Origin of the sequence: Micromonospora sp. DH13 (genome assembly GCF_020873825.1) — a bacterium.
GTDB lineage: Bacteria > Actinomycetota > Actinomycetes > Mycobacteriales > Micromonosporaceae > Micromonospora > Micromonospora haikouensis.
The window spans coordinates 1-22918 of sequence record NZ_JAHWGR010000039.1 but is presented as its reverse complement, the minus strand read 5'-3'; the positions used below and the strand labels follow the sequence as shown (position 1 = coordinate 22918).

Here is a 22918-nt window from a genome sequence, read left to right as displayed (position 1 = left end):
CGAGCACAGCGAGCGAACCAGGAGGCTCCATTGATCGGGCTGTGGGACACCACCGGCAACGAGGTGGTCAAGGCGCTCGCCGCCGAGCGGCGCAGCGCGGGCGGGGTGGCCAGCGGCATGGCGCTCACCCTGATCGTGGTGGTCGACGAGAAGCGGGTCCGCGAGGCGGAGGCGGCGGCGACCATCGCCGCCGCCGCCCACCCGTGCCGGCTGCTCGTGGTGGTGCGCTCCGACGTCGAGCGGGACCGCAACCGCCTCGACGCGGAGATCGTCGTCGGCGGGCGGCTCGGCCCGTGCGAGGCCGTGGTCACCCGGATGTACGGCCGGCTGGCGCTGCACGCCGAGTCGGTGGTGATGCCGCTGCTGGTGCCGGACGTGCCCGTGGTGACGTGGTGGCACGGCGAGCCGCCGGCCGAGATCGCGACGGACTTCCTCGGCGTGGTCGCCGACCGGCGGATCACCGACTCGGCGCAGGCCGACGACCCGATCGCGGCGCTGCGCCAGCGGGCCCGCGACTACGCGCCGGGCGACACGGACCTGGCGTGGACCCGGATCACCCCGTGGCGCACGCTGGTCGCGGGGGCGTTCGACACCACCGAGGAGCGGGTGACCGAGGCCCGGGTGGTGGCCCCGCCGACCGACCCGACGGCGGCGCTGATGTGCGGCTGGCTGAACAGCCGGCTCGGCATCGCCCCGCGCTGGGAGCCCGCGCCGGAGGCACCCAGGATGCGCGAGGTGCAGCTCAGGTGCGCCAACGGCGACGAGCTGACCCTCACCCGGGACGACAGCGTGGCGACCTTCCGGCGCACCGGGCAGGACGACCGGCAGCTGCCGCTGACCCGCCGGCCGCTCGGCGACGAGCTGGCCGAGGAGCTGCGCCGGCTGGACGCCGACCAGGTCTACGCCGAGGCGCTGGGGGCGATGGCCGGCCTCCGGGGGTTGCAGCAGCGACCCGCCCAGCGGGTGCACGTCTGGAAGGACCCGGCGACGGCGAAGCGGGCCGAGGCGGGCGTCACCGCCCACGCCGGCACGAGCACCAACGAGTGACGGGGTGGCCCGGGTCGACCACGGCGGTCGGCCCGGGCCACGCCGTCGCCGACACGACGGAGGGCCGTGCGGCCCGAGGGCACGACGGACCGCGAGGGCGGTCGGGAGGCGAAGGCACATAGATGAGTGAGGCGAGTGTCGCCGTGCACGCCGATGCCGACCTGCTGGCGCAGGCGGTGGCGGCCCGGCTGGTGGTGAGGCTGCTCGACGCGCAGGCGGACCGGGGCCAGGCGTCGATGGTGCTGACCGGCGGGCGGATCGCCGCGGCCGTCTACCGCGCGGTGGCCGCGCTGCCGGCCCGGGACGCGATCGACTGGTCCCGCGTCGACGTCTGGTGGGGCGACGAGCGGTTCCTGCCCGCCGGCGACCCGGAGCGCAACGAGACGCAGGCCCGCGCGGCGTTGCTGGACGCGCTGCCGCTGGACCCGGCCCGGGTGCACCCGATGCCCGCCTCGGACGGCCCGACCGGCGACGACCCGGAGGCCGGGGCCGCCGGGTACGCCGCCGAGCTGGCCCGCGCGGCCCGCCCGGGGCACGCCGCGCTCCCCCACTTCGACGTGCTGATGCTCGGGGTGGGCGAGGACGGGCACGTCGCCTCGGTCTTCCCCGAGCACCCGGTGCACCACGACACGCGGCCGGTGAGCGCCGTGCGGGGCAGCCCCAAGCCGCCGCCGGTGCGCACCACGCTGACCCTGCCGACGATCAACACGGCCGAGGAGGTCTGGCTGGTCGCCAGCGGCGCGGACAAGGCCCGCGCGGTGGGCATGGCGCTGGCCGGGGCCGGCCCGGTGCAGCTCCCGGCGGCCGGGGTGCAGGGCGTCAGCCGCACCCTGTGGCTGCTGGACCGGGCGGCGGCGGCCGAGGTGCCGCCGCGCCTGCGCAGCCTCCGCTGAGGCGGTAAGGAAGGGCCCCCTGTTAACGCTTTCCGCATAGCAGGGGGCCCTTCTTAACGCTCCCGGCCCGGCAACCGGCCGGGCGCGGCGGGGCCCCGCTCAGGAGCCGCCCCTGCGGCGGCGCAGGGCGGCCAGGGCCTCCGCCAGCAGCGCCTCCCCCTGCTCGGGGGTGCGCCGCTCCTTCACGTACGCCAGGTGGGTCTTGTAGGGCTCGGGGCGGGCCCGGCCCGGCGGGTCCGCCGGATCCTGACCGGCGGGGAGCCCGCAGCGCGGGCAGTCCCACAGCGTCGGCGGCGCCGCGTCGGCCGCGATGGGCACGTCGACCCGGTGGTCGTTGCGGCACCAGTAGCTGACCGGCCGGCGCGGGGCGGGCACGTGCCGCTCGCCGAAACGCTCCGGCCCCGAACCGACCCGGGTGCCCCGGATGACGTTGCCACTCGTCACGCTGCTCGCTCCTGTCGTCGGAGGGGACCGCCGCGCGGGCGGGCGGCGGCGACGCGGTGCAGCACACAAACAACTGCGCGCGGTCCGTCGGTGACGGACCGCGCGCAGATTGTACGACTCGGCGGGCTCGCTCTCAGGCCCCGCTGCCGCTGCCGACCTGGAGGCGCAACCAGAGCCCCAGCCCGACGATGCAGGCGAACCAGACGATGCCCACCAGGACCGTGTAGCGGTCGAGGTTCTTCTCGGCCACGGACGAGCCGGCAAGGCTGGAGCTGACCCCGCCGCCGAACATGCTCGACATACCGCCGCCCTTGCCGCGGTGCAGCAGGATCAGCATGGTGAGCATGATGCTCGTGATCGTCAGCAACACGATCAACGTGTATGCGAACCAGATCGGCATGGCTGGGGTCAGTCCTCTCGTAGCGATCCTCGCCCGGACAGGTCGGGCACTGCGGCACCGGCCGGTGGACGGGCGGAGTCAAGGATAGCGAGCCTTCAGCGGCTGATGTGCTCCGGGAACCGGCAGATCTTCGCGAATTCCTCGCCGTCGAGGCTCGCGCCGCCCACCAGGGCCCCGTCCACGTCCGGCTGGGCCATGATCGAGGCCACGTTCGAGGACTTCACCGAGCCGCCGTAGAGGATGCGCACCTGGTCGGCGGTCGCCTGGTCGTAGGTCTCGACGAGGCGCTTGCGCACCTCCCCGCACACCTCCTGGGCGTCCTCCGGGGTGGCGGTCTTGCCCGTCCCGATCGCCCAGACCGGCTCGTACGCCACGACGACCTTCGTGACCTGCTCCGGGGTGAGCCCCCGCAGCGCGCCGTCGAGCTGGTCGCAGCAGTGCGGCACGTGCCGCAGCTGCTCGCGCACCTCCAGGCCCTCACCGATGCACAGGATCGGGGTGAGCCCGTGGGACAGCGCGGCGGTCACCTTGTCGTTGACCAGCGCGTCGTCCTCGTGGTGGTACTGCCGCCGCTCGGAGTGGCCGACCACCACGTACGTGCAGCCGAGCTTCGCCAGCATCGCCCCGGAGATGTCCCCGGTGTACGCCCCCGACGGGTACGGCGACAGGTCCTGCCCGCCGTAGCCGATCAGCAGCTTGTCGCCCTCGATCGCGGTCTGCACGGTGCGCAGGTCGGTGAAGGGCGGCAGCACGACGCACTCGACGTCGGTGAGCTGCTGCGCGGTGAGGCTCGCGGCCAGCTTCTGCACCAGCAGGTTGGCCTCGAAGTGGTTGAGGTTCATCTTCCAGTTGCCGGCCATCAGCGGCCGGCGGGTGATCGCCGCCATCAGTCCTCCAGCGCCGCGATGCCGGGGAGGGTCTTGCCCTCCAGGTATTCCAGCGACGCGCCGCCGCCGGTGGAGATGTGCCCGAACGACGACTCGTCGAGCCCCAGCGCGCGGACCGCCGCCGCGCTGTCGCCGCCGCCGACCACGCTGAACGCGTCGGCCTTGGTGATCGCCTCGGCGACGCCCCGGGTGCCGTTCGCGAACGCCGCCATCTCGAACACGCCCATCGGGCCGTTCCAGAAGATCGTCTTCGCGTCGGCGAGGGCGGCGGCGAAGCCGGCCACCGTCTCCGGGCCGATGTCCAGCCCGAGCCGGTGACTCGGGATGGCGTCCGCGCGGACCGTGTCGTGCGCCGCGTCGGGGGCGAAGGCGTCCGCCGCCACCACGTCGACCGGGAGCAGGATCTTGCCGTCGGCGCGCTCCAGGAGGTTGCGGCAGGTCTCGACCATCTCCTCCTCCAGCAGCGACGTGCCCACCTCGTGGCCCTGGGCCTTGAGGAACGTGAAGCACATCCCGCCGCCGATGAGCAGCCGGTCGACCTTCGGCAGCAGCGCCTCGATCACCGCGAGCTTGTCGGAGACCTTCGAGCCGCCGAGCACCACCACGTACGGGCGCTCCGGCTCGCCGGTCAGCTTGGCCAGCACCTCCACCTCGCGCAGCACCAAGCGGCCCGCGACGTGCGGCAGCCGGGCCGGCACGTCGAAGACGCTGGCGTGCTTGCGGTGCACCGCACCGAACGCGTCGTCGACGTACGCCTCGCCGAGCGCGGCGAGCTGGTCGGCGAACGCGCCGCGCTCCGCCTCGTCCTTGCTGGTCTCGCCCTTGTTGAAGCGCAGGTTCTCCAGCAGGGCGACCTCGCCGTCGGCGAGCGCGTCGACCGTGGACCGGGCGGACTCGCCGACGGTGTCCTCGGCGAACCGCACCTGCGCGCCGAGCAGCTCGCCGAGGCGGGCCGCGACCGGACGCAGGCTGAACTGCGGGTCGGGCGCGCCCTTCGGGCGGCCCAGGTGCGAGAAGACCACGACCTTCGCGCCCGCCCCGGTCAGGGCGGTCAACGTCGGCAGCACCGCGCGGATGCGGCCGTCGTCGGTGATCGCGCCGGTCTGCTTGTCGAGCGGGACGTTCAGGTCGGCGCGCACGAGCACGCGCCGACCCGACACCCCCTCGGCGAGCAGGTCGTCGAGGTTGCGGATGGTCACAGCGACTGACCCACCAGCTTGACCAGGTCCACCAGGCGGTTCGAGTAGCCCCACTCGTTGTCGTACCAGCCGACGACCTTGACCTGGTTGCCGATGACCTTGGTCAGCGGCGCGTCGAAGATGCACGACGCCGGGTCGGTGACGATGTCGGCGGAGACGATCGGGTCCTCGTTGTAGACCAGGACGCCCTTGAGCGGGCCCTCGGCGGCGGCCTTCAGCGCGGCGTTGACCTCGTCGACCGAGGTCTCCCGGCCCACCTCGACGGTGAGGTCGGTGGCCGAGCCGGTGGGGATCGGCACCCGCAGCGCGTACCCGTCCAGCTTGCCCTTCAGCTCCGGCAGCACCAGGCCGATGGCCTTCGCGGCGCCCGTGGAGGTCGGGACGATGTTCAGCGCGGCGGCCCGGGCGCGACGCAGGTCCTTGTGCGGCGCGTCCTGGAGGTTCTGGTCCTGGGTGTACGCGTGGATGGTGGTCATCAGACCCTTGGTGATGCCGAACGTGTCGTGCAGCACCTTCGCCATCGGGGCGAGGCAGTTGGTGGTGCAGGAGGCGTTCGAGATAATCGTGTGCTTGGCCGGGTCGTACTGGTCGTGGTTGACGCCCATGACGACCGTGACGTCCTCGTTCTTCGCCGGGGCGGAGATGATGACCTTCTTGGCCCCGCCGTCGACGTGCGCCTTCGCCTTGGTGCCGTCGGTGAAGAAGCCGGTCGACTCGATGACCACGTCGGCCCCGACCTCGCCCCACGCCAGCTTGGCCGGGTCGCGCTCGGCGAACGCCTTGATGGTCTTGCCACCGACGGTGATCTCGTCGGCCGTCGCCTTGACCTCGTGCGGGAGGCGACCCAGGATGCTGTCGTACTTGAGCAGGTGGGCGAGCGTCGCGTTGTCGGTCAGGTCGTTGACGGCCACGACCTCGATGTCCGCGCCGGACGCCAGCACGGCCCGGAAGAAGTTACGGCCGATGCGGCCGAAGCCGTTGATGCCAACCCGGATGGTCACAGGTCCCATCTCCTCGCGTTCTGATCCGCCGGCGTGGAATCGGACCGGCGAAGTGGTGTGCGCCGACCGTTGGAGTCGGCCGTTGACAGTTCGTGTCGGCCACCCCGCCGCGGCCCGAGAGAACCTGACCGCCGGAGGCGGTGTGCACGGCGAGAGTGCCGGTGCCGGCCCCCTTGCCGTACGCAACGACCCTATCCGAGCGCGTGGCGGCGCGGTGCGCCGGGTGGTGATCCGCTGCGCGCTCCCGGGGCCGGCGCGCGCTCCGGTTGACGCGCGGCGGGACGGGCCCGCCGCCCGCCCACCGCCACCGTCCTATCAGACCACGAGCATGTCGGGCGTGACGGCCGCTTCCGTATCCGGGATGCCCAGGTCACGGGCCCGCTTGTCGGCCAGGGCCAGCAGCCGGCGGATCCGCCCGGCGATGGCGTCCTTGGTCAGCGGCGGGTCGGCGAGCGCGCCCAGTTCCTCCAGGGACGCCTGCCGGTGCTCCAGGCGCAGCCGGCCGGCGGAGGTGAGATGGTTGGGCGCGTCGTCGGCGAGGATCTCCAGCGCCCGCGTCACCCGGGCGGCGGCGGCCACGGCCGCCCGCGCCGAGCGGCGCAGGTTGGCGTCGTCGAAGTTGGCCAGCCGGTTGGCGGTGGCCCGCACCTCGCGGCGCACCCGGCGTTCCTCCCAGGCCAGCACGCTGGAGTGTGCTCCTATGCGGGTGAGCAGCGCCGCGATGGCGTCGCCGTCCTTGACCACCACCCGGTCGACCCCGCGCACCTCGCGGTTCTTCGCGGTGATGCCGATGCGCCGGGCCGCGCCGACCAGCGCCAGCGCCGACTCCGGGCCCGGGCAGGTGATCTCCAACGCACTGGAGCGCCCCGGCTCGGTCAGCGAGCCGTGCGCCATGAACGCCCCCCGCCACGCGGAGACCGCGCAGCAGACGTTCGCGGCCACCACATGCGGCGGCAGGCCGCGCACCGGACGGCCCCGCACGTCCAGCAGCCCGGTCTGCCGGGCCAGCGCCTCGCCGTCCTTCACCACCCGGACGATGAAGTGGCTGCCCTTGCGCAGCCCGCCGGAGGCGAGCACGTGGATCTCGCTGGAGTAGCCGTACACCTCCGCGATCTCCCGGCGCAGCCGCCGGGCCACCGCCCCCGTGTCCAGCTCGGCCTCGACCACCACCCGGCCGGAGACGATGTGCAGCCCGCCGGCGAAGCGCAGCAGCGCCGCCATCTCCGCCCGCCGGCAGCAGGGCTTGGGCACGTCGACCCGGCTCAGCTCGTCCTTGACCGCAGCCGTCATCGCCATTGTGCGCCCCCTCACGGACCGGTTCCGGCGTGTCGCCGGAGATTACGTACGTGCTTAACGATCGGCGCCCAGGACAGGCACCAGGGCGGCACCCAGGGCGGCCGGATCGTGACGGGGTTCGCCGTCGGTGACGGCGACCGGGGCGAGGACCAGCCGGGCACCCAGCGATTCTGCCGCACGCTCGACCGGCGCGGGATCGCCCACCGCCTTGGAGTCCGCCAGCACCAGGTCCACCGCCAGCTCGGGCAGATAGTGCCGCAGGGTGGCCAGGTGGTCGGCGAGGGAGAGCCCGAGGGTCTCCTTCTCCGCCGCGAGGTTGAGGGTGACCAGCCGGCGGGCCGGGCTCGCCACGATCGCGGCGGCCAGCCCCGGCACCAGCAGGTGCGGCAGCACGCTCGTGTACCAGCTGCCGGGCCCGAAGATCAACCAGTCCGCCTCGGCCGTCGCCGCCACCGCCTCCGCGCAGGCCGCCGGGGTCGTCGGGGTCAGCCGCAGCGACTCCACCCGCCCCCCGGTGACAGCGACCTGGTGCTGGCCGCGCACCGTGCGCACCTCGTCCGGGTACGCCGGATCGGCCCCGCGCACCCGCGCCTCGATGCCGACCGGCTGGCGGGACATCGGCAGCACCCGGCCCACCGCGCCGAGCATCGCCCCGGCGTGCTCCAGGGCGGCCACCGGGTCGCCGAGTAGCTCGATCAGCCCGCAGAGCACCAGGTTGCCCACGGCGTGCCCGGCCAGCCCGTCGTCGGTGCCGACCGGGTCGCCGGGCGTGTCGGCGAAGCGGTGCTGGAACAGCCCGGCGGTGCGCCGGGTGGCCGGATGGTCCCCGGCGAGGGCCACCAGCGCCTGACGCAGGTCGCCCGGGGGCAGGCCGCCCCGGCGGGCGCGCAGCCGGCCGCTGGAGCCGCCGTCGTCACCGACGGTGACCACGGCGGTGATGTCCAGGTCCAGCTCGGGCACGCACCGGCGCAGCGCCCGCAGGGACACCGACAGGCCGTGCCCGCCGCCGAAGGCGACCACCCGGGTACGCCGCCCGTCGTCCCGCCCGCCACCCCCGCCCGGGGGCTCCGCCGGCGGCGTCATTCCCGTCCCAGGTCGCGGTGTTGCGCGTTGGCCGCCAGCCCGGCGTGACGCAGCCGGGCGGCCAGCTCCTCGGCGATGGCCACGCTGCGGTGCTTGCCGCCGGTGCAGCCGACCGCCACGGTCAGGTACCGCTTGCCCTCCCGCTCGAACCCGACGGTGGTGGCGTTGACCAGGTCCGCGTACGTCCCGACGAAGGCGTCCGCGCCCTCCTGACCCAGCACGTACGCGCTGACCGCCTCCTCACGCCCGGTGTGCTCCCGCAGCTCGGGCACCCAGTACGGGTTCGGAAGGAACCGGGCGTCGAGGACGAAGTCGGCGTCCGGCGGAAGGCCGTACTTGAAGCCGAAGGAGAGCACGGTGATCCGCAGCCGGCGGGCGTCCTCGCCGCCGAACAGCTCCTCGATCCGGCGGCGCAGCTGGTTGACGTTCAGGTGGCTGGTGTCGATGATCACGTCGGCCTGGTCGCGGGCCTCCTCCAGCAGGCCCCGCTCCACGGCGATGCCGTCGGCCAGCCGCCCGTCGCCCTGCAACGGGTGCGAGCGCCGGACGCTCTCGAACCGGCGGATCAGCACCTCGTCGTCGGCGTCGACGAAGACCACCCGGGGGGAGAAGCCCCGGTCCTTCAGCTCCCGGATCGCCCCGGCCAGGTCCGTGGAGAAGGCGCGGGAGCGCACGTCCAGCACCATCGCCGTACGCCGGGCCGCGCCGCCGGCCTTGACGGCCAACTCGGCCATGTCGAGCATGAGCGCCTGCGGCAGGTTGTCGACGACGTAGTAGCCGACGTTCTCCAGGGCCCGGGCCACCGTGCTGCGCCCGCCGCCGGACACGCCGGTCACCACCACCAGGGTGGTCTCCGACTCCGCCGCCGCCCGGGTCGCCGCCTCCGCGGCCACCGGCAGCGATTCCGTGGCCGCCCCCGCCGCCGCTGTCGGGCCGTCGCCGGCCGGAACCTCGGGCGTCCGCGCCTCGTTCACTGCCCACTCCCCACGGATGACGCACGGCCGACCTGACCGCGGTGGCCGACCTAGAACTCTATCCCGCCCGGCCCCCAGGATCCGGCAACCACCCCGCCACCCGTCCCCGCCGCGCCACCCCTCACCCCCTCCCGCCGTTCCCCCGCCGCTCCGCGCTCCCGCCACCTCCCGCCACCCGCCCGCCCCGCCGACCTGCCCCGCCGACATGCCCCGCGATCTTGCAATTACGGCCCCCGATCTGCCCCATGCGCCCTTTTCGCCCGGGCCCCAAGTGCAAGATCGCGGGAACGTGGACGGCGCGGGCCGCGCGGGATGGGGGCGGCGCCTCGATTCTTGGACAGTTGGTGCTCGCCCCGGACAGGAACTGTCCAAGAACGCCGACGGGGCGAGACCGGGGCGGGCAGTGGGCGTGGGGTGGGATTGGGCACGATCGAAGAAGTCGGTCGGTCGACCCGACGCCATACTGCGGTTGGACATCGATCCAACTCAATGAATATCGGTGGCGGGCGATGTCCAACCGGCCGGCGGTGCCGGCCTCCCGGTCCGGGCGTCGTCGTCGGCGTCGCCGACGCGCCCCCGCCGGGGTCTCGTCCCCCTCGGCATGAGGAGCGCAGCGTGACGCAGACCCATCGTTCGTCCCGATCCCCCGTGGACCTCCGGCCCGACAGCGCAGGCGCGGGAACGTCCACCTTCGTCAACGGGCACTTTCCCCGGCGGCGCGCACTGATCGTCCTGCTCAGCGTGCTCGGCGGCTTCCTGCTGACCGTGGTCTGGTCGGCCGAGTTCGTGGACCAGACCATCGGCGACAACGTCGCCAACACGCTGCTGGGCCACGACGCCAAGGAGACGCCCATCCAGGGCATCGCGGCGGGCATCGTGTTCGCCTTCGTCTCCGGCATCGCGGGCACGTTCACCGCCTGCAACATCGCCGCCTTCGGCGCCATCGCCCCGCTGACCGGCACCACCGCCGGGAGCCGCCTGCACCGGTTCGCCCAGCCGCTGAAGCCGCTGGGCTGGATGTCCGTCGGGATGATCGCGGTGTCGGCGACGTACGGTGCGATCGTCGGCCTCGTCGGCACCGCCATGCCGCAGTTCTCCACGGCCCCGACCACGCCCGGCGGCCTGTCGCCGCGCAGCATCCAGTCGATGGTCGTCTTCGGCGTGATCGGCCTGGTGATGGTCTACCTCGGTCTGGCCTCGCTCGGCATCGTCGCGGACCCGTTCGCCCGGATCGCCCGCCGGTTCCCCAACGCGCCCATGGTCTTCATGGGCGCGCTGATCGCCGGCTTCCTGATCGGGCGGCCCTTCCCGCTGTTCCGGCAGATGTTCCGCGACGCCGCCGAGAGCGGCAACCCGTTGTACGGTGCGGCGGCGTTCACGCTCCAGTCCCTCGGCAACATCGTCATCATGGCGGTGCTGTTCCTACTGCTGGCCTGGCTCGCCGGCTCCCGCCTGCAACGGTGGTTCGCCGAGCGGCCGAGCCGGCTGGCGGTGCTGACGGCGGTCGCGTTCATCGTCGCCGGCGCGTTCACGTTCCTCTACTGGGACGTCCGGCTGCTGGCCCGCCGCGAGATCATCCCCTGGTACCCGCTCGCCCCCTGGGCTTAGTGCAAGGAAGGGCCCCCTGTTAACGCATTCTGTTGTACAGGGGGCCCTTCCTAACAAGCACACACGACGGCGGCAGCGCCGGGCGTGCCGGGCGTCAGTGGAGCTGCCGCAGCGCCTTGACGCGCTGGCGGCCGAGCACGGCGAGGTAGTCCCACGGCTCGTCGAGGCAGGAGTCGACCTCGGCCGCCTCGATGATCTCGGTCAGCCGGGCGGCGAGTTCGTCGGGGTCCGGCTGCACCTGCTCGCAGAGCCGGACGTGGGCCGCCCGTAGCGCGTCGCCGATCTCGGCCACTTCCTCCTCGTACGCCTCCCGGGCGTCCAGCAGCGGCGGGACGATGCGGTCCCAGGCGCGGGCCGCTTCCTCGACCACCAGCAGCGCCTCCGGGGTCGGCGGCCGTTGGGCGAGCACCTCGATCTCCTCGGCCATCGCCCGGCCGGTCTTCTCCACGTCGTGCAGATCCCAGTACCGGTCGTCGGTCGCCTCGTGGGCCAGGCCGTCGATCGTGCGGCGGAGGTCGTCGAGTTCGGCGGTGCTCGGGGGCGCGAGCCGGCCGGCGCGCGCCAACAGCGCGCTCTCCAGCACGCGGTCCGTGGCCGCCCACTCGGCGACCAGCATCGTGAGCCGGCGCGCGGGGATGCCGCGCGCGACCTCCGCCAACTCGGCGACCTTGGCGTCGATGCTCAGGACTGACGGTGGGGTGGCCGCCGAGGACCACGGCAGTTCGTCCTCCAGGGCGGCGAGGCTGAGGGCCATCGCGTGCGCGCACAGCGCCTCGGCGGCGGGGCAGTCGCACTCGGCGGTGAAGCCGTCCGCCGTGATGCCCACCCAGACCTCGTACGGTGGCTGCCCGGCCTCGGAGACCACGCCGGACGCTCCCCCGCCGACCGGCACCAACCGTTCAGGTTGACCGGCTGCCCGAAGGCTGTCCGCCGCTGCGCAGGTCACGGGGCCGGCCGCGTCCCGCAGGGCGTCGATGTCGATGCGTACCGCCATCCGGTCATCTAACCGGGCGTGGGTGATGTCGCCGGCATCAGGGCGGCGACCAACTCGGCGAGGGATCAGCCGCGCAGGCCGCGCCGCAGGCCGACGACGAACGACGACCAGGCGTCCCGGTCGAAGAGGAGCGCCGGCCCGTCCGGGTCCTTGGAGTCCCGCACCGCCAACGCGCAGGAAATCTCTGCCACCTCGACACAATCAGACCCATTCGCACTGCTACGCGCACTCTTACGCCACGTCACGTTCGCAGGGTCAGACGAGGTCATCGCAGCGCTCCTCAGGCCAAGACTCAGTCTTGAAGCTCGGCGGAGATCCTGACAAGGAAGTCAGCAGACTGGTCAGGGTCAAGCGCCTTCGCACGCAGGTGGTCGAAGACGAGTCTATATCGCGATACCTGCTGCTCCTCCTCCAGCAGGAGCGTGTTGGTGTCGTTGTCCACGTAGACAATGGTCGGGTCGAGCGCCGCCTCCGCATAGTCGAGAATGGTGAAGGCACCACCCATCGAAGCGTGCGCGCCCGCAGCGAAGGGCAGCACCTGCACCTCGACCGTCGACAGCTGGCATGCCTCGACAATGCGCGCGAGTTGAGCACGCATCACCTTGGCACCGCCAACGGCCCGCCGAACCGCAGCCTCGTCCAGGATGATCCAGAGCTTCGGCGGCACGTCCCGCGTGAGCAGGACTTTCCGAGCTTGACGCGCCGCGATGACCCGATCGACTTCCTCCTTGTTGGCGGTGGTCCGCCCTGCGTGAATGATCGCCCGCGCGTACTCCTCCGTCTGCAACAGCCCGGGGACGTAGAGGCTCTGGAACGTGCTTATCGCTGCCGCCTCCGCCTCGAACCCCACGTAGTCGTCGGGCAGGACATCGCCGTACGCGCTCCACCAGCCCTTCTGCCGCGCCTGACGCGCAAGGCTGGCCAACGTATCCCGTTCATCGGGAGACGCCTCGTAGAGGTCCAGAAGCTTCCGCAACCCGTCCGAGGAAACACCGCTGTGCCCCTGCTCGATTCGGATCACCTTCGCCCGATGCCAGCCCACCGAGCGAGCAACCTCATCGACGGTCAGCCCTTGCTGGGCGCGCAGGCGCCGCAACTCACGACGTAGTCGACGCGCACGAATCGTCGGGCTTGCAGTCGATGCCACAGCAGACCTCCGCAGGACCACGGCTGGGGACATGGGCCAGACCAGCCGAATGCTATTTAACACCGCTCACTGCTACGTTGCAAGATCGCATGCGATGGTGCACGCTCGATGTTCGGCAACGCTCACCGGAATCCGGAGGCAGTGGTGACTGACAATCAAGCGTCGCGGTGGCCCGAGTCCGACTTTCATCGCGACCTGGCGGCCATGCTCGACGGGGCGGACGTGTCCGAGCGGGTCCGGGCCGCCGTCGCGCACGCGCTGACGAAGCCGGACGCCCTCTCGTCGTACGTCAATTCCCTGGTCAACCGCTATACGACGGACCGCGAGCGGGGCTCGGGGCGCAACCGGCCGCCCGCCGGGGCGTACGAGACGCACCGCCGGTGGACGCTGCACCTGTCCTACCTGGCACCCGACCTGCGGGAGGCCCGCGACCAGGCCGTTGTCTACACGGAGGGCCTGACGATCCTGCGCCCCGAGCTGCCCGCGAGCGCCGCGCTGCTGTCCCGGGCCGACGCCTGGAACCACGTCGAGCCGGTGTTCTGCGGCCGGACGGGCCCCGACGGCGAGGTCTGCATGGACGTCACCGGGCATCCCGGCTTCCACAGCGCGGCCGGCATCGGCGGGCTCTGCTGGGGCGACGGCGACTAGCAGCCATCGTTGAAGCGCCGTCAGAGGGTCAGTTTCCAGCCCTCGATCAGCCCCTCGTAGCCGGCGACGTTCTCGACCCGCAGCTTCCAGGTGCCGAGGGTCGGCCGCCCCGACAGGTCGGCGATGTATGCCTCGCGGGCATTCGCCTTGTACGACCCCACGAGGCTCTCCTTGAGCAGCACCACCTGCCCGCCCGGCGCGACGAGGGAGATCTGGAGGTCGCGACCGTACTGGTGCGCGATGCTGACCTCGACGTAGCTGGTGGTCGACGGGGCCCGGCCGCAGTCGGGGACGCTGATCGGCGACTCGACCGTGCCGGAGGCCGGGATCCGCATGTCGGCGGTGGCGACCCCGCCGCACGCGGGCGCCGGCAGGTCCGCACCCGCCACGTTGATCTTCCAGGAGTCGAGGAACCCGGTGCCCTGGGCCAGGTTGTCGCTGACGTACAGGTTCCAGGTGCCGTTGGCCGGCTCGGCCGACAGGTCGTAGGTGAACGTGTAGTCGATGCGGTCGCTGTCCCCGCCGGTGTGGTCCATGAGGAAGTACCAGGTGCCGCGGGGCGAGATCAGCCGCACGTCGAGCTCCCCGATCACGGCGTGCTCGATGTGCACCTCCACGGTGCTGTTGCGGGCGGCGTTGCCGGGGCAGCCGGTGACGGTGATCGGGGCGTAGAGGTTCTGGAAGTCGGTGATCGCCCGGTCGGTGCCGTCGGAGCGGACGCAGGCGGCCGGGTCGTCGACGCGCAGCTGGACGGCCACCGCGCGGGTCGCGGCGGTCCCGGTGCCGATCACCGTGACGGTGTACGCGCCGGCCAGCGCCGTCGAGGCGGTGCTGAGCGTGAGCGTGGTGCCTGCGTTGGAGGAGATGCTGGCGGACTGGAACGTGGCCGTGACGCCCGCCGGCAGGCCCCGGGCCGCCAGCGCGACCGGCTGGGACGCGCCCCTGGTGACGGTGCCGGCGATCGTGGTGGAGACGGTGCCACCGGCGGTGACGGTGATGCTGGCCGGGGTGGCGGTCAGGGTGAAGTCGTCGGCCGGGGTGGTGGGGTCGACGTGCAGCAGCCGGTTCGGCGTGCCGGCGCCCGCGTCGGTCACCACCCCGATGGTCGCGTCGGCCAGGAGCGCCTGGGTCACCTGGGCCGGGGTGTAGGTCGGGTGCTCGGCCAGGATCAGCGCGGCGGCCCCGGCGACGTGCGGGCTGGCCATCGACGTCCCGGAGGCCGTGCGGGTGGTGGCGGTGCCGCCGATGTAGGCCGAGGTGATGTCGACGCCCGGCGCGAACAGATCCACGCAGGTGCCGATGTTGGAGAACGAGGCGCGCGCGTCGGTGGCCCCGGTGGCGGCCACCGTGATCGCCTCCGGCACGGAGGCCGGGGTGGTCGTGCACGCGTCGGCGCCGTTGTCGTTGCCCGCGGCCACCGCGTAGGTGACGCCGTCGGCGATGGACCGCCGCACGGCCTCGACCATGGGCGCGTACGCCGCGCCGCCGAGGCTCATGTTGGCCACGGCCAGCTCGCCGGGGTCGTGGTCGCCGGTGACCCAGTCGACACCGGCGATGACCTGCGAGGCCCAGGCGCCGCCGGTGCAGCTCAGCACGCGCACGGCGACCAGTTGCACGTGCTTGGCCACCCCGAAGGTGGACCCGCCGAGCGTGCCGGCCACGTGGGTGCCGTGGCCCTGGCAGTCGGTGGCGTCGGCGTCGCCGTCCATGAAGTCCCAGCCGGACACCGCCCGGCCGGCGAACTCGCCGTGGGCGAGGTTGATGCCCGAGTCGATGACGTAGGCCCGCACGGCCGCCGTGGCGCGGGGGTAGGTGAACGAGTTGTCGAGCGGCAGCGCGCGCTGGTCGATCCGGTCGAGGCCCCAGGACGCGGTCGGGGTCTGCACGTCGGACGCGGACACCGTGCGGTTCTGCGTCACGGAGGCCACGGCCGGGTCGGCGGCGAGCCGGCGGGCGCCCCGCTCGGAGAGCCGGGCCTCGAAGCCGCGCAGGGCGTGCCGGTAGACCAGCCCGACGTGGCCGCCCTGCCGGGCGGCGAGGCGGCGGGCGGTGGCGGGCACGGCGTCGGCCGTGACGGCGGCGTCCCGCAGCACGACGACGTAGGAGCCGGCCACGGCGTCCGGGCCGCCGGCGGCGAGGATCTCGCCCTCGGCCGGGGCGGCGATCGCCGGGGCGGCCGCGGTGAGGGCCAGCAGGGTCGCTGCGGCCACGGTGCCGAGCAGGGAGGTCCTGCGGCGTCCTGCCGGTGTCATGGTTGCCTCCCCCAGACGGCGTGCGCGACGCGGCCCCGGCCCGTCACGCGTCGGGCGCACACGCGGACAGCCGTACCGCCGACATCATGGACACACGGACACCCTCGACGCCATAGATTGCCGTCAATTATTTGCGCCGGACGCTAACTGCCGTCGGCGGCGGCGGGCCGGGCGTCCGCCCCGGGGTTGAGGGCGGCGGTGATCGCCTCGGCGGTGCGCCGGCCGACGCCGGGCACCTCGGTGATCTCCTCGGTCGAGGCCGCCGCGAGCCGCTTGAGCGAGCCGAAGTGGCGCAGCAGGGCCTTGCGTCGCACCTCGCCGAGGCCGGGCACCGAGTCGAGCGCCGACTCCGTCATCCGCTTGGAGCGACGCTGCCGGTGGAAGGTGATGGCGAACCGGTGCGCCTCGTCGCGCACCCGTTGCAGCAGGTAGAGCCCCTCGGAGGTGCGCGGCAGGATGACCGGGAACTCGTCGTCGGGCAGCCACACCTCCTCCAGCCGCTTGGCCAGGCCGCACAGCGCCACGTCGTCGACGCCCAGCTCCGCGAGCGCCTGGGCCGCCGCCGCGACCTGCGGCGCGCCGCCGTCGACCACGACCAACTGCGGGGGGTACGCGAACCGGCGCGGCCGGCCCGTCGTCGGGTCGATGCCCGGCCGGTCGGGGTCGGCGGCGGTCTCCTCCCCCAGCTCCCCGGTCTCGGCGCGGGCCTCGAGGTAGCGGGCGAAGCGGCGGCGCAGCACCTCCGACATGGCGGACAGGTCGTCGGTGGCCCCCCGGACGATGAACCGGCGGTATTCGCTCTTGCGGGGCAGGCCGTCCTCGAAGACGACCATGCTGGCCACCACGTCGGTGCCCTGGATCTGGGAGACGTCGTAGCACTCGATGCGCAGCGGCGAGGTGCGCATGCCCAGCGCGTCGCTGATCTCGTCGAGGGCCTTGCCCCGGGTGGTCAGGTCGCTGCCGCGTTTGAGCTTGTGCCGGGCCAGGGCGTCCTTCGCGTTGCGCTCTACCGTCTCCAGCAGGGAACGCTTGTCGCCGCGCTGCGGCACCCGCAGCGACACCCGGCTGCCCCGGCGGCCGGTCAGCCAGTCGGCGAGCGCGTCGGCGTCAGCGGGCAGGGCGGGCACCAGCAGTTCGCGGGGCACGTCGGCCTCGCCCTGCTCGCCGCCGTAGACCTGGGTGCAGAAGTGGTGCACCAGGTCGCCGGGGCTCAGGTCCTCGGTCTTCTCCACCACCCAGCCACGCTGGCCGCGCACCCGGCCGTCGCGGACGTGGAAGACCTGGACGGCGGCCTCCAGGGGGTCGTCGGCGAACGCGACCACGTCGGCGTCGGTGCCGTCGCCGAGCACCACGGTCTGCTTCTCCATGGCCCGGCGCAGCGCCGCGACGTCGTCGCGCAGCCGGGCGGCCTTCTCGAACTCCAGCGCCTCGCTGGCCTCGGTCATCTCGCGTTCGAGCTTGCGGACCATGGTGTCGGTGCGCCCGGCCATGAACTCGCAGAAGCCGTCGACGATCCCCCGGTGTTCCTCGGCCGTGACGCTGCCGACGCAGGGGGCGGAGCACTTGCCGATGTAGCCCAGCAGGCAGGGGCGGCCGACCTGCCCGGCCCGCTTGAACACGCCGGCCGAGCAGGTCCGCGCCGGGAAGACCCGCAGCAGCAGGTCGAGCGTCTCGCGGATGGCCCAGGCGTGCGAGTAGGGCCCGAAGTAGCGCACGCCCTTGCGTTTGGCCCCGCGCATCACCTGGAGCCGGGGGAACTCCTCGTCGAGGGTGACGGCGAGGTACGGATACGACTTGTCGTCGCGGTAGCGGACGTTGAACCGGGGGTCGTACTGCTTGATCCAGGTGTATTCGAGCTGGAGGGCCTCGACCTCGGTGCCCACGGTGACCCAGTCGACCGACTCGGCCGTGGTGACCATCTGCTGGGTGCGCTGGTGCAGCCCCCACAGGTCGGCGAAGTAGGAGTTGAGCCTGCTGCGCAGGTTCTTCGCCTTGCCGACGTAGATCACCCGGCCGGTGCCGTCGCGGAACCGGTAGACCCCCGGGGCCTCGGGGATGGTGCCGGGTGCGGGGCGGTAGGTCGAGGGGTCAGCCACGCTCCGAAGACTAGCCGCCGGCCCCGACACTCCAGAGCACGCCGAGCTGGTCCACCTCGCTGCCGCTGCGGCCGAAGAAGCCGGCGAGCCGGCCGCCGGGCGGGGCGGTGAAGGTCACCGCGTCGGCGGTCGGGGTGCCGCCGGCCAGGGTGCGGCCGAGGTTGGTGGTGAGCCGGGCGGAGAAGATCCGGGTCCGGCCGTCCTTCTTGCCCTGGGTGAGGGTGACCTGGTCGACGTACTCGCCGTCGGCCAGGGTCAGCGTGGCCGGGGTGCCGCCCGTGCCGCCATGGGTCAGGCTCGCGCCGTCGGCGAGGCGTACGCCGATCTGGTCGAGGCGGGAGCCGGCGCGCAGCGAGACGGCGGTGACCCGGGGGCCGACGGCGTCGAGGTCGGTGAACGGGGTGCCGTGCGGGCCGCCCCAGGTGTCGCTGGCGCGCAGCCCGTCGGCGAGGGTCCAGGTGAACCAGGCGGCGTGCGGGTAGTGGTCGGACAGCGGCGCGCCGGCCGGGTCGAGGAACGCGGCGTGCTCGTTGCGGTAGCGGTCGAGGTCGAGGTCGATCAGCCGGTCGCCCCGGTAGAGGATCTTGTCGACGACCTCGCAGGCGTTGGTGACGTTGGCCGGGTCGCAGGTCAGCGCGGGGCTGCCGGCGGCCGGGGGCACCCCGCCCCGCTCCTGCTGCACCCACACGTCGGTGAGGCCGTTGGCGGCCACGAGGTCGCGGATGTTGTCGCCGGTGCGGGTGTAGCGGACGTTGAGGTCGCCGGCCACGATCACCGCGTTGCCGGCGGAGTTCGCCTGCACGTACGCGGAGAGCTGGTCGATGTTGGACCGCCGGGCGGCCAGGTCGGGCTCGTCGCTGCCGGCATTGGTGTGCACGTCGTAGAAGTCGACGTAGACGCCCTCGGCGAGCCGGATCCGGGACCGGCTGAAGCCCTTCGGGGTGAGGCAGTCGGTGCCGTGGCAGTCGTCCCAGCGCACCCGGACGAAGTCCGACACCGGGTAGTTGGACATCGTGTTGAGGCCGTCGCCGAAGGGCACGCCCCCGCTGGTGGCGGTGCGGTACGGGTGCCGGTCGGTGGCGTACAGGTCGGCGTGGTAGTTGAAGTCCTCCTGGACGTGCACGATGTCGTAGCCGTTGACCCGCTCGCCGATGGGCCGGGTGTTGGTCGCCGGGTTGCCGCTGGACAGCGGCTCGGGCAGGCCGGCGACGTTGTAGGTGAGCAGCGAGAAGCCGCCCGAGGTGACGGCGGCGGGGGCGGGCGCGGCCCCGGCGGCGGGGGCGGCGACGGCGGGCGCGGCCGGGGGCAGCAGGGCGGCCAGCAGCGTCACGGACGCGAGCAGGCGGGTGGGTTTCATCCGACGTCCCTTCCAGACAGTGGGGTCCGGTGTGGCCGGCACCAGCCCGGGGGATCGAAGGTTATCCAAGGAACCCGGCCGGTTCAATACTCGCGGGTAACCGGCGCGCGACATGCCGATTGACGTCTTCCAATCTCGCGGCGGGACGCCTACCATCCGGTAACTGAATGTTCTTCATGTAATGATCGCCACCCCGCCCCCGTCTTGATCCCCACCCCCCGGAGGATCACCATGCCCCGTCCCACCGCCCCGCGTCGCCTGCTGGCCGGCGCGACCGCCGCCGTCGGCGTCGCCGCCCTGCTCGTCGCCGCGCCCACCCCGACCACGACGCCCGCGAGCGCCGCCGCGAAGGCAGCCGCCAGCACCTTCGCCGCCAACGACTACTGCCTCGGCGAGTGCGGCGACATCGTCCCGCCGGGCCAGAACGGCAACGCCACCCTCGTCGAGATCCTCGCCAACCAGACCCTCGGCACGCTGCCCCGGCACTCCGCCGACCAGCTCGACAAGTACGCCGACCTCGTCTACGGCTACGCGGGCCTGCGCCCCGAGCAGATCGGCACCTTCTTCAACGACGCCTCCTTCGGGGTGCCCTCCGGGCAGGTCGAGCGGGACTACTCGCCCCGCGCCGACGTGCGGGTCGTGCGGGACCGGGCCACCGGCGTCCCGCACGTCACCGGCACCACCCGGGGCGGCACCATGTACGGGGCCGGCTACGTCGGCGCCGAGGACCGGCTGTTCACCATGGACCTGATGCGTCACGTCGGCCGGGGCACCCTCACCCCGTTCGCGGGCGGGGCCCCGAGCAACCGGGAGCTGGAGCAGAGCGTCTGGCGCAACTCGCCGTACACGGAGGCGGACCTGGCGGCGCAGGTCGAGGCGCTGCGCGCCAAGGGCCCGCGCGGCGAGCAGCTCTACGCCGACGTCCAGGAGTACATCGCGGGCGTCAACGCCTACATCGACGTCTGCATGTCCAGGCGCAACTGCCCCGGCGAGTACGTCCTCACCGGGCACCTCGACGCGATCACCAACGAGGGCGGCCCGGAGCCGTTCACGATGACCGACCTCATCGCCATCGCCGGCGTCGTCGGCGGCCTGTTCGGCGGCGGTGGCGGCACCGAGATGCAGTCCGCGCTGGTCCGCATCGCCGCCCGCGCCAAGTACGGCCCGACCGAGGGCGACAAGGTGTGGGCGGGCTTCCGCAACCAGAACGACCCGGAGACGGTGCTGACCCTGCACGACGGGCAGAGCTTCCCCTATGGCTCCGCCTCCCCCGACGCCGCGAGCGTGGCGCTGCCCGACGCCGGCACGGCCAAGGTCGAGCCGATCTTCACCGACCCCACCGGCTCCGCCGCCAGCCGGGCCACCGGCAGCAGCAGTTCGGAGCTGGCCGCCGCGCTGTCCGGGCTGACCATCGACCCGGCCCACCGGGGCATGTCGAACGCGGCCGTGGTCTCCGCCGCCAACTCCGCGACCGGGCACCCGGTGGCGGTGTTCGGGCCGCAGACCGGCTACTTCTCCCCCCAGCTGCTGATGATCCAGGAGCTGCAGGGCCCCGGCATCAGCGCCCGGGGCGCGGCGTTCGCCGGCCTCAACCTCTACGTGCTGCTCGGCCGGGGCCAGGACTACGCCTGGAGCGCCACCTCGTCGATCCACGACATCACCGACACGTACGCGGTGCCGCTGTGCACCACCGACGGCAGCGCGCCGACGCTGGCCAGCGACCACTACCTCTTCCGGGGGCAGTGCGTGGCGATGGAGCAGCTCGCCCACACCAACAAGTGGAAGCCGACGGCGGCCGACACCACGCCCGCCGGGTCGTACAAGCTGGTGGCGTGGCGCACCAAGCTGGGCCTGGTCGCCTGGCGCGGCACCGTCGGCGGCAAGCCGCACGCGTTCACCCAGCTCCGCTCCACCTACCGGCACGAGGCGGACTCCGCGATCGGCTTCCAGATGTTCAACGACCCGACGGAGATGGGCACCGCCGACGCCTTCGTCGCCTCGGCGGGCAACGTCGAGTACGCGTTCAACTGGTTCTACGTCAACTCCACCCAGTCGGCGTACTTCAACTCCGGGCTCAACCCGCTGCGGGCGGCCGGGTCCAACCCGAACCTGCCGATGAAGGCCGAGCCCGCGTACGAGTGGCAGGGCTTCCAGCCCGACACGAACACCGCCAGCTACGCGCCGCGCTCGGCCCACCCCAACTCGGTGGACCAGGACTACTACATCAGCTGGAACAACAAGCAGGCCAAGGACTTCGGCGGGGCCGACGGCAACTTCAGCTTCGGCGCGGTGCACCGGGGCGACCTGCTGGACAAGCCGCTGAAGGCCGGCATCGCCGCCGGCAAGAAGTACGACCGGGCCACGCTGACCAGCCTCGTCGAGCAGGCCGGCGTGACCGACCTGCGCGGGGTCGAGGTGCTCGACGAGCTGATCCGGGTGCTGGAGAGCCAGCCCGTCGGCGACGCCGCCCTGGCCGCCGAGATCGCGAAGCTGAAGGCGTGGCGGCAGGCCGGCGCGCTGCGGGTGGAGACGGCCAAGGGCTCGAAGGTCTACCAGCACGCCGACGCCATCCGCACCTTCGACGCCTGGTGGCCGCTGCTGGTGCGGGGCGTGTTCCGCGACCAGCTCGGCCCCGACCTCTACCAGGCGCTGATCAACGCCCTCCAGATCAACGAGTCCCCCTCCGGCCACCAGCAGGGTGACAAGTCGACCCTGCCCACGTCCGCCAACGAGGCCCAGGCGCACAAGGGCTCGTCGTTCCAGTACGGCTGGTGGGGGTACGTCGACAAGGACCTGCGGGCGGTCCTCGGCGACCCGGTCGCCGGCGGCCTCGGCCGCACCTACTGCGGCGGCGGCGCCCTCGCCGGCTGCCGGCAGATCCTGCTCGACACGCTGAAGGCGGCCGCCGCGACCCCGGCCACCACCACGTACCCGGGCGACTCCACCTGCTCCGCCGGCGACCAGTGGTGCGCCGACACGATCGTGCAGTCGCCGCTGGGCGGGATCAAGCACGCCCCGATCGCCTGGCAGAACCGGCCCACCTACCAGCAGGTGGTGTCGTTCCCGGCCCGGCGCGGCGACGACGTGTCGAACCTCGCCGCCGGGAAGGCGGTGACCGCGTCGAGCGCCCAGCTCGGCTACGCCGCCGGCAAGGCCGTCGACGGGGACCTGGGCACCCGGTGGGCCAGCTCCTGGGCCGACGACCAGACGCTGACCGTCGACCTGGGCTCGGCCCGGCCGGTGGGCCGGGTGGCACTGGCCTGGGAGTCGGCGTACGCGACGTCGTACCGGATCGAGGTCTCCGCCGACGGCACGACCTGGCGCACGGCGTGGTCCACCACGGCCGGCGACGGCGGCACCGACGTGGTCGCGTTCGGCGCCGAGACCGCGCGGTACGTGCGGTTGCGGGGCCTGACCCGGGCCACGACCTACGGCTTCTCGCTGTGGGAGATGTCGGTCTACGCCCGCTGAGGGGCGACGACGGCGGCGGCCGGTCCGGGGTGCCCCGGGCCTCCCCGACGAGCCCGAGCACCGGGCGCAGGAACCGCCCGGTGTGGCTCTCGGGCACCTCGGCGACCTCCTCGGGGGTGCC

19 protein-coding genes are annotated in these 22918 nt (G+C 73.0%); 5 read left to right on the top strand and 14 right to left on the bottom strand.

Translation table 11 applies throughout. The annotated features are described in order from the left end of the window. Positions 1–30 precede the first annotated feature (30 nt). A complete protein-coding gene (locus tag LPA42_RS28150; RefSeq protein WP_077939162.1) occupies positions 31–1047 on the top strand; it encodes a glucose-6-phosphate dehydrogenase assembly protein OpcA in 1017 nt (338 codons plus the stop codon). Between the two features lie 122 nt (positions 1048–1169). Continuing rightward, positions 1170–1940 (top strand): 6-phosphogluconolactonase, encoded by a 771-nt coding sequence (gene pgl / locus LPA42_RS28145; RefSeq protein WP_077939161.1) that lies wholly within the window; start codon positions 1170–1172, stop codon positions 1938–1940. A 99-nt stretch (positions 1941–2039) separates the two neighbouring features. Here pgl and LPA42_RS28140 read toward each other — a convergent pair whose 3' ends face one another. The 8 genes from LPA42_RS28140 to rapZ form a co-directional block, all read right to left on the bottom strand. Next, a complete protein-coding gene (locus tag LPA42_RS28140) occupies positions 2040–2384 on the bottom strand; it encodes an RNA polymerase-binding protein RbpA (protein ID WP_077939160.1) in 345 nt (114 codons plus the stop codon). Positions 2385–2517: 133 nt separating this feature from the next. Next, complete coding sequence (gene secG / locus LPA42_RS28135; protein ID WP_043967510.1) at positions 2518–2784, bottom strand: preprotein translocase subunit SecG; 267 nt, start codon at positions 2782–2784, stop codon at positions 2518–2520. Between the two features lie 95 nt (positions 2785–2879). Further along, positions 2880–3671, bottom strand: coding sequence for a triose-phosphate isomerase (gene tpiA / locus LPA42_RS28130; protein ID WP_077939159.1), 792 nt, complete (start codon positions 3669–3671; stop codon positions 2880–2882). After that, positions 3671–4870 carry a phosphoglycerate kinase gene (pgk, locus tag LPA42_RS28125; RefSeq protein WP_077939158.1) on the bottom strand — a complete coding sequence of 400 codons (1200 nt, stop codon included), beginning with the start codon at positions 4868–4870 and terminating at the stop codon, positions 3671–3673. Before pgk ends, tpiA begins: the two co-directional genes overlap by 1 nt. Beyond that, positions 4867–5871, bottom strand: a complete 1005-nt coding sequence (gene gap / locus LPA42_RS28120; RefSeq protein ID WP_043967506.1) for a type I glyceraldehyde-3-phosphate dehydrogenase — start codon at positions 5869–5871, stop codon at positions 4867–4869. Before gap ends, pgk begins: the two co-directional genes overlap by 4 nt. 315 nt (positions 5872–6186) lie before the next feature. After that, positions 6187–7167 carry a DNA-binding protein WhiA gene (gene whiA, locus LPA42_RS28115; RefSeq protein ID WP_043967505.1) on the bottom strand — a complete coding sequence of 327 codons (981 nt, stop codon included), beginning with the start codon at positions 7165–7167 and terminating at the stop codon, positions 6187–6189. Positions 7168–7221: 54 nt separating this feature from the next. Continuing rightward, the gene (gene yvcK / locus LPA42_RS28110; RefSeq protein ID WP_228986977.1) at positions 7222–8250 is read right to left on the bottom strand and encodes a uridine diphosphate-N-acetylglucosamine-binding protein YvcK; all 1029 of its coding nucleotides are present in this window, start codon (positions 8248–8250) and stop codon (positions 7222–7224) included. Further along, complete coding sequence (gene rapZ, locus LPA42_RS28105; RefSeq protein ID WP_077939157.1) at positions 8247–9149, bottom strand: RNase adapter RapZ; 903 nt, start codon at positions 9147–9149, stop codon at positions 8247–8249. The genes yvcK and rapZ overlap by 4 nt, the downstream gene beginning before the upstream one ends. A gap of 690 nt (positions 9150–9839) precedes the next feature. Here rapZ and LPA42_RS28095 point away from each other — a divergent pair. Next, complete coding sequence (locus tag LPA42_RS28095; protein ID WP_077939155.1) at positions 9840–10832, top strand: hypothetical protein; 993 nt, start codon at positions 9840–9842, stop codon at positions 10830–10832. Between the two features lie 94 nt (positions 10833–10926). Here the strand turns inward: LPA42_RS28095 and LPA42_RS28090 are convergent, their stop codons facing one another. From LPA42_RS28090 to LPA42_RS28080, 3 genes are all read right to left on the bottom strand, one after another. Then, on the bottom strand, positions 10927–11826 hold the full coding sequence (locus LPA42_RS28090; RefSeq protein WP_077939154.1) for an SWIM zinc finger family protein: 900 nt from the start codon (positions 11824–11826) through the stop codon (positions 10927–10929). Between the two features lie 65 nt (positions 11827–11891). Continuing rightward, positions 11892–12095, bottom strand: a complete 204-nt coding sequence (locus tag LPA42_RS28085) for a DUF397 domain-containing protein (protein ID WP_077939153.1) — start codon at positions 12093–12095, stop codon at positions 11892–11894. A 23-nt stretch (positions 12096–12118) separates the two neighbouring features. Further along, a complete protein-coding gene (locus LPA42_RS28080) occupies positions 12119–12973 on the bottom strand; it encodes a helix-turn-helix transcriptional regulator (protein WP_077939152.1) in 855 nt (284 codons plus the stop codon). Between the two features lie 144 nt (positions 12974–13117). Between LPA42_RS28080 and LPA42_RS28075 the strand changes: the two genes are divergently transcribed. Then, a complete protein-coding gene (locus LPA42_RS28075) occupies positions 13118–13621 on the top strand; it encodes a hypothetical protein (RefSeq protein WP_077939156.1) in 504 nt (167 codons plus the stop codon). A 20-nt stretch (positions 13622–13641) separates the two neighbouring features. On the opposite strand, the gene LPA42_RS28070 is transcribed toward LPA42_RS28075, so the two are convergent. The 3 genes from LPA42_RS28070 to LPA42_RS28060 form a co-directional block, all read right to left on the bottom strand. Continuing rightward, positions 13642–15873, bottom strand: a complete 2232-nt coding sequence (locus LPA42_RS28070; RefSeq protein WP_077939151.1) for a S8 family peptidase — start codon at positions 15871–15873, stop codon at positions 13642–13644. Between the two features lie 143 nt (positions 15874–16016). Next, positions 16017–17969, bottom strand: coding sequence for an excinuclease ABC subunit UvrC (uvrC, locus tag LPA42_RS28065; protein ID WP_077939150.1), 1953 nt, complete (start codon positions 17967–17969; stop codon positions 16017–16019). Between the two features lie 10 nt (positions 17970–17979). After that, positions 17980–19326, bottom strand: a complete 1347-nt coding sequence (locus LPA42_RS28060) for a jacalin-like lectin (protein WP_228986976.1) — start codon at positions 19324–19326, stop codon at positions 17980–17982. A gap of 231 nt (positions 19327–19557) precedes the next feature. Between LPA42_RS28060 and LPA42_RS28050 the strand changes: the two genes are divergently transcribed. Then, the gene (locus LPA42_RS28050) at positions 19558–22797 is read left to right on the top strand and encodes a penicillin acylase family protein (RefSeq protein WP_077939147.1); all 3240 of its coding nucleotides are present in this window, start codon (positions 19558–19560) and stop codon (positions 22795–22797) included. Positions 22798–22918 lie beyond the last annotated feature (121 nt).

Bases quoted from the DNA above. Each gene is read 5' to 3' on its own strand.
- LPA42_RS28050 (WP_077939147.1), top strand. From the start codon at position 19,558: ATGCCCCGTCCCACCGCCCCGCGTCGCCTGCTGGCCGGCGCGACCGCC.
- secG (WP_043967510.1), bottom strand. From the start codon at position 2,784: ATGCCGATCTGGTTCGCATACACGTTGATCGTGTTGCTGACGATCACG.
- tpiA (WP_077939159.1), bottom strand. From the start codon at position 3,671: ATGGCGGCGATCACCCGCCGGCCGCTGATGGCCGGCAACTGGAAGATG.
- whiA (WP_043967505.1), bottom strand. From the start codon at position 7,167: ATGGCGATGACGGCTGCGGTCAAGGACGAGCTGAGCCGGGTCGACGTG.
- yvcK (WP_228986977.1), bottom strand. From the start codon at position 8,250: ATGACGCCGCCGGCGGAGCCCCCGGGCGGGGGTGGCGGGCGGGACGAC.
- LPA42_RS28085 (WP_077939153.1), bottom strand. From the start codon at position 12,095: ATGACCTCGTCTGACCCTGCGAACGTGACGTGGCGTAAGAGTGCGCGT.
- pgl (WP_077939161.1), top strand. From the start codon at position 1,170: ATGAGTGAGGCGAGTGTCGCCGTGCACGCCGATGCCGACCTGCTGGCG.
- LPA42_RS28060 (WP_228986976.1), bottom strand. From the start codon at position 19,326: ATGAAACCCACCCGCCTGCTCGCGTCCGTGACGCTGCTGGCCGCCCTG.
- LPA42_RS28090 (WP_077939154.1), bottom strand. From the start codon at position 11,826: ATGGCGGTACGCATCGACATCGACGCCCTGCGGGACGCGGCCGGCCCC.
- LPA42_RS28070 (WP_077939151.1), bottom strand. From the start codon at position 15,873: ATGACACCGGCAGGACGCCGCAGGACCTCCCTGCTCGGCACCGTGGCC.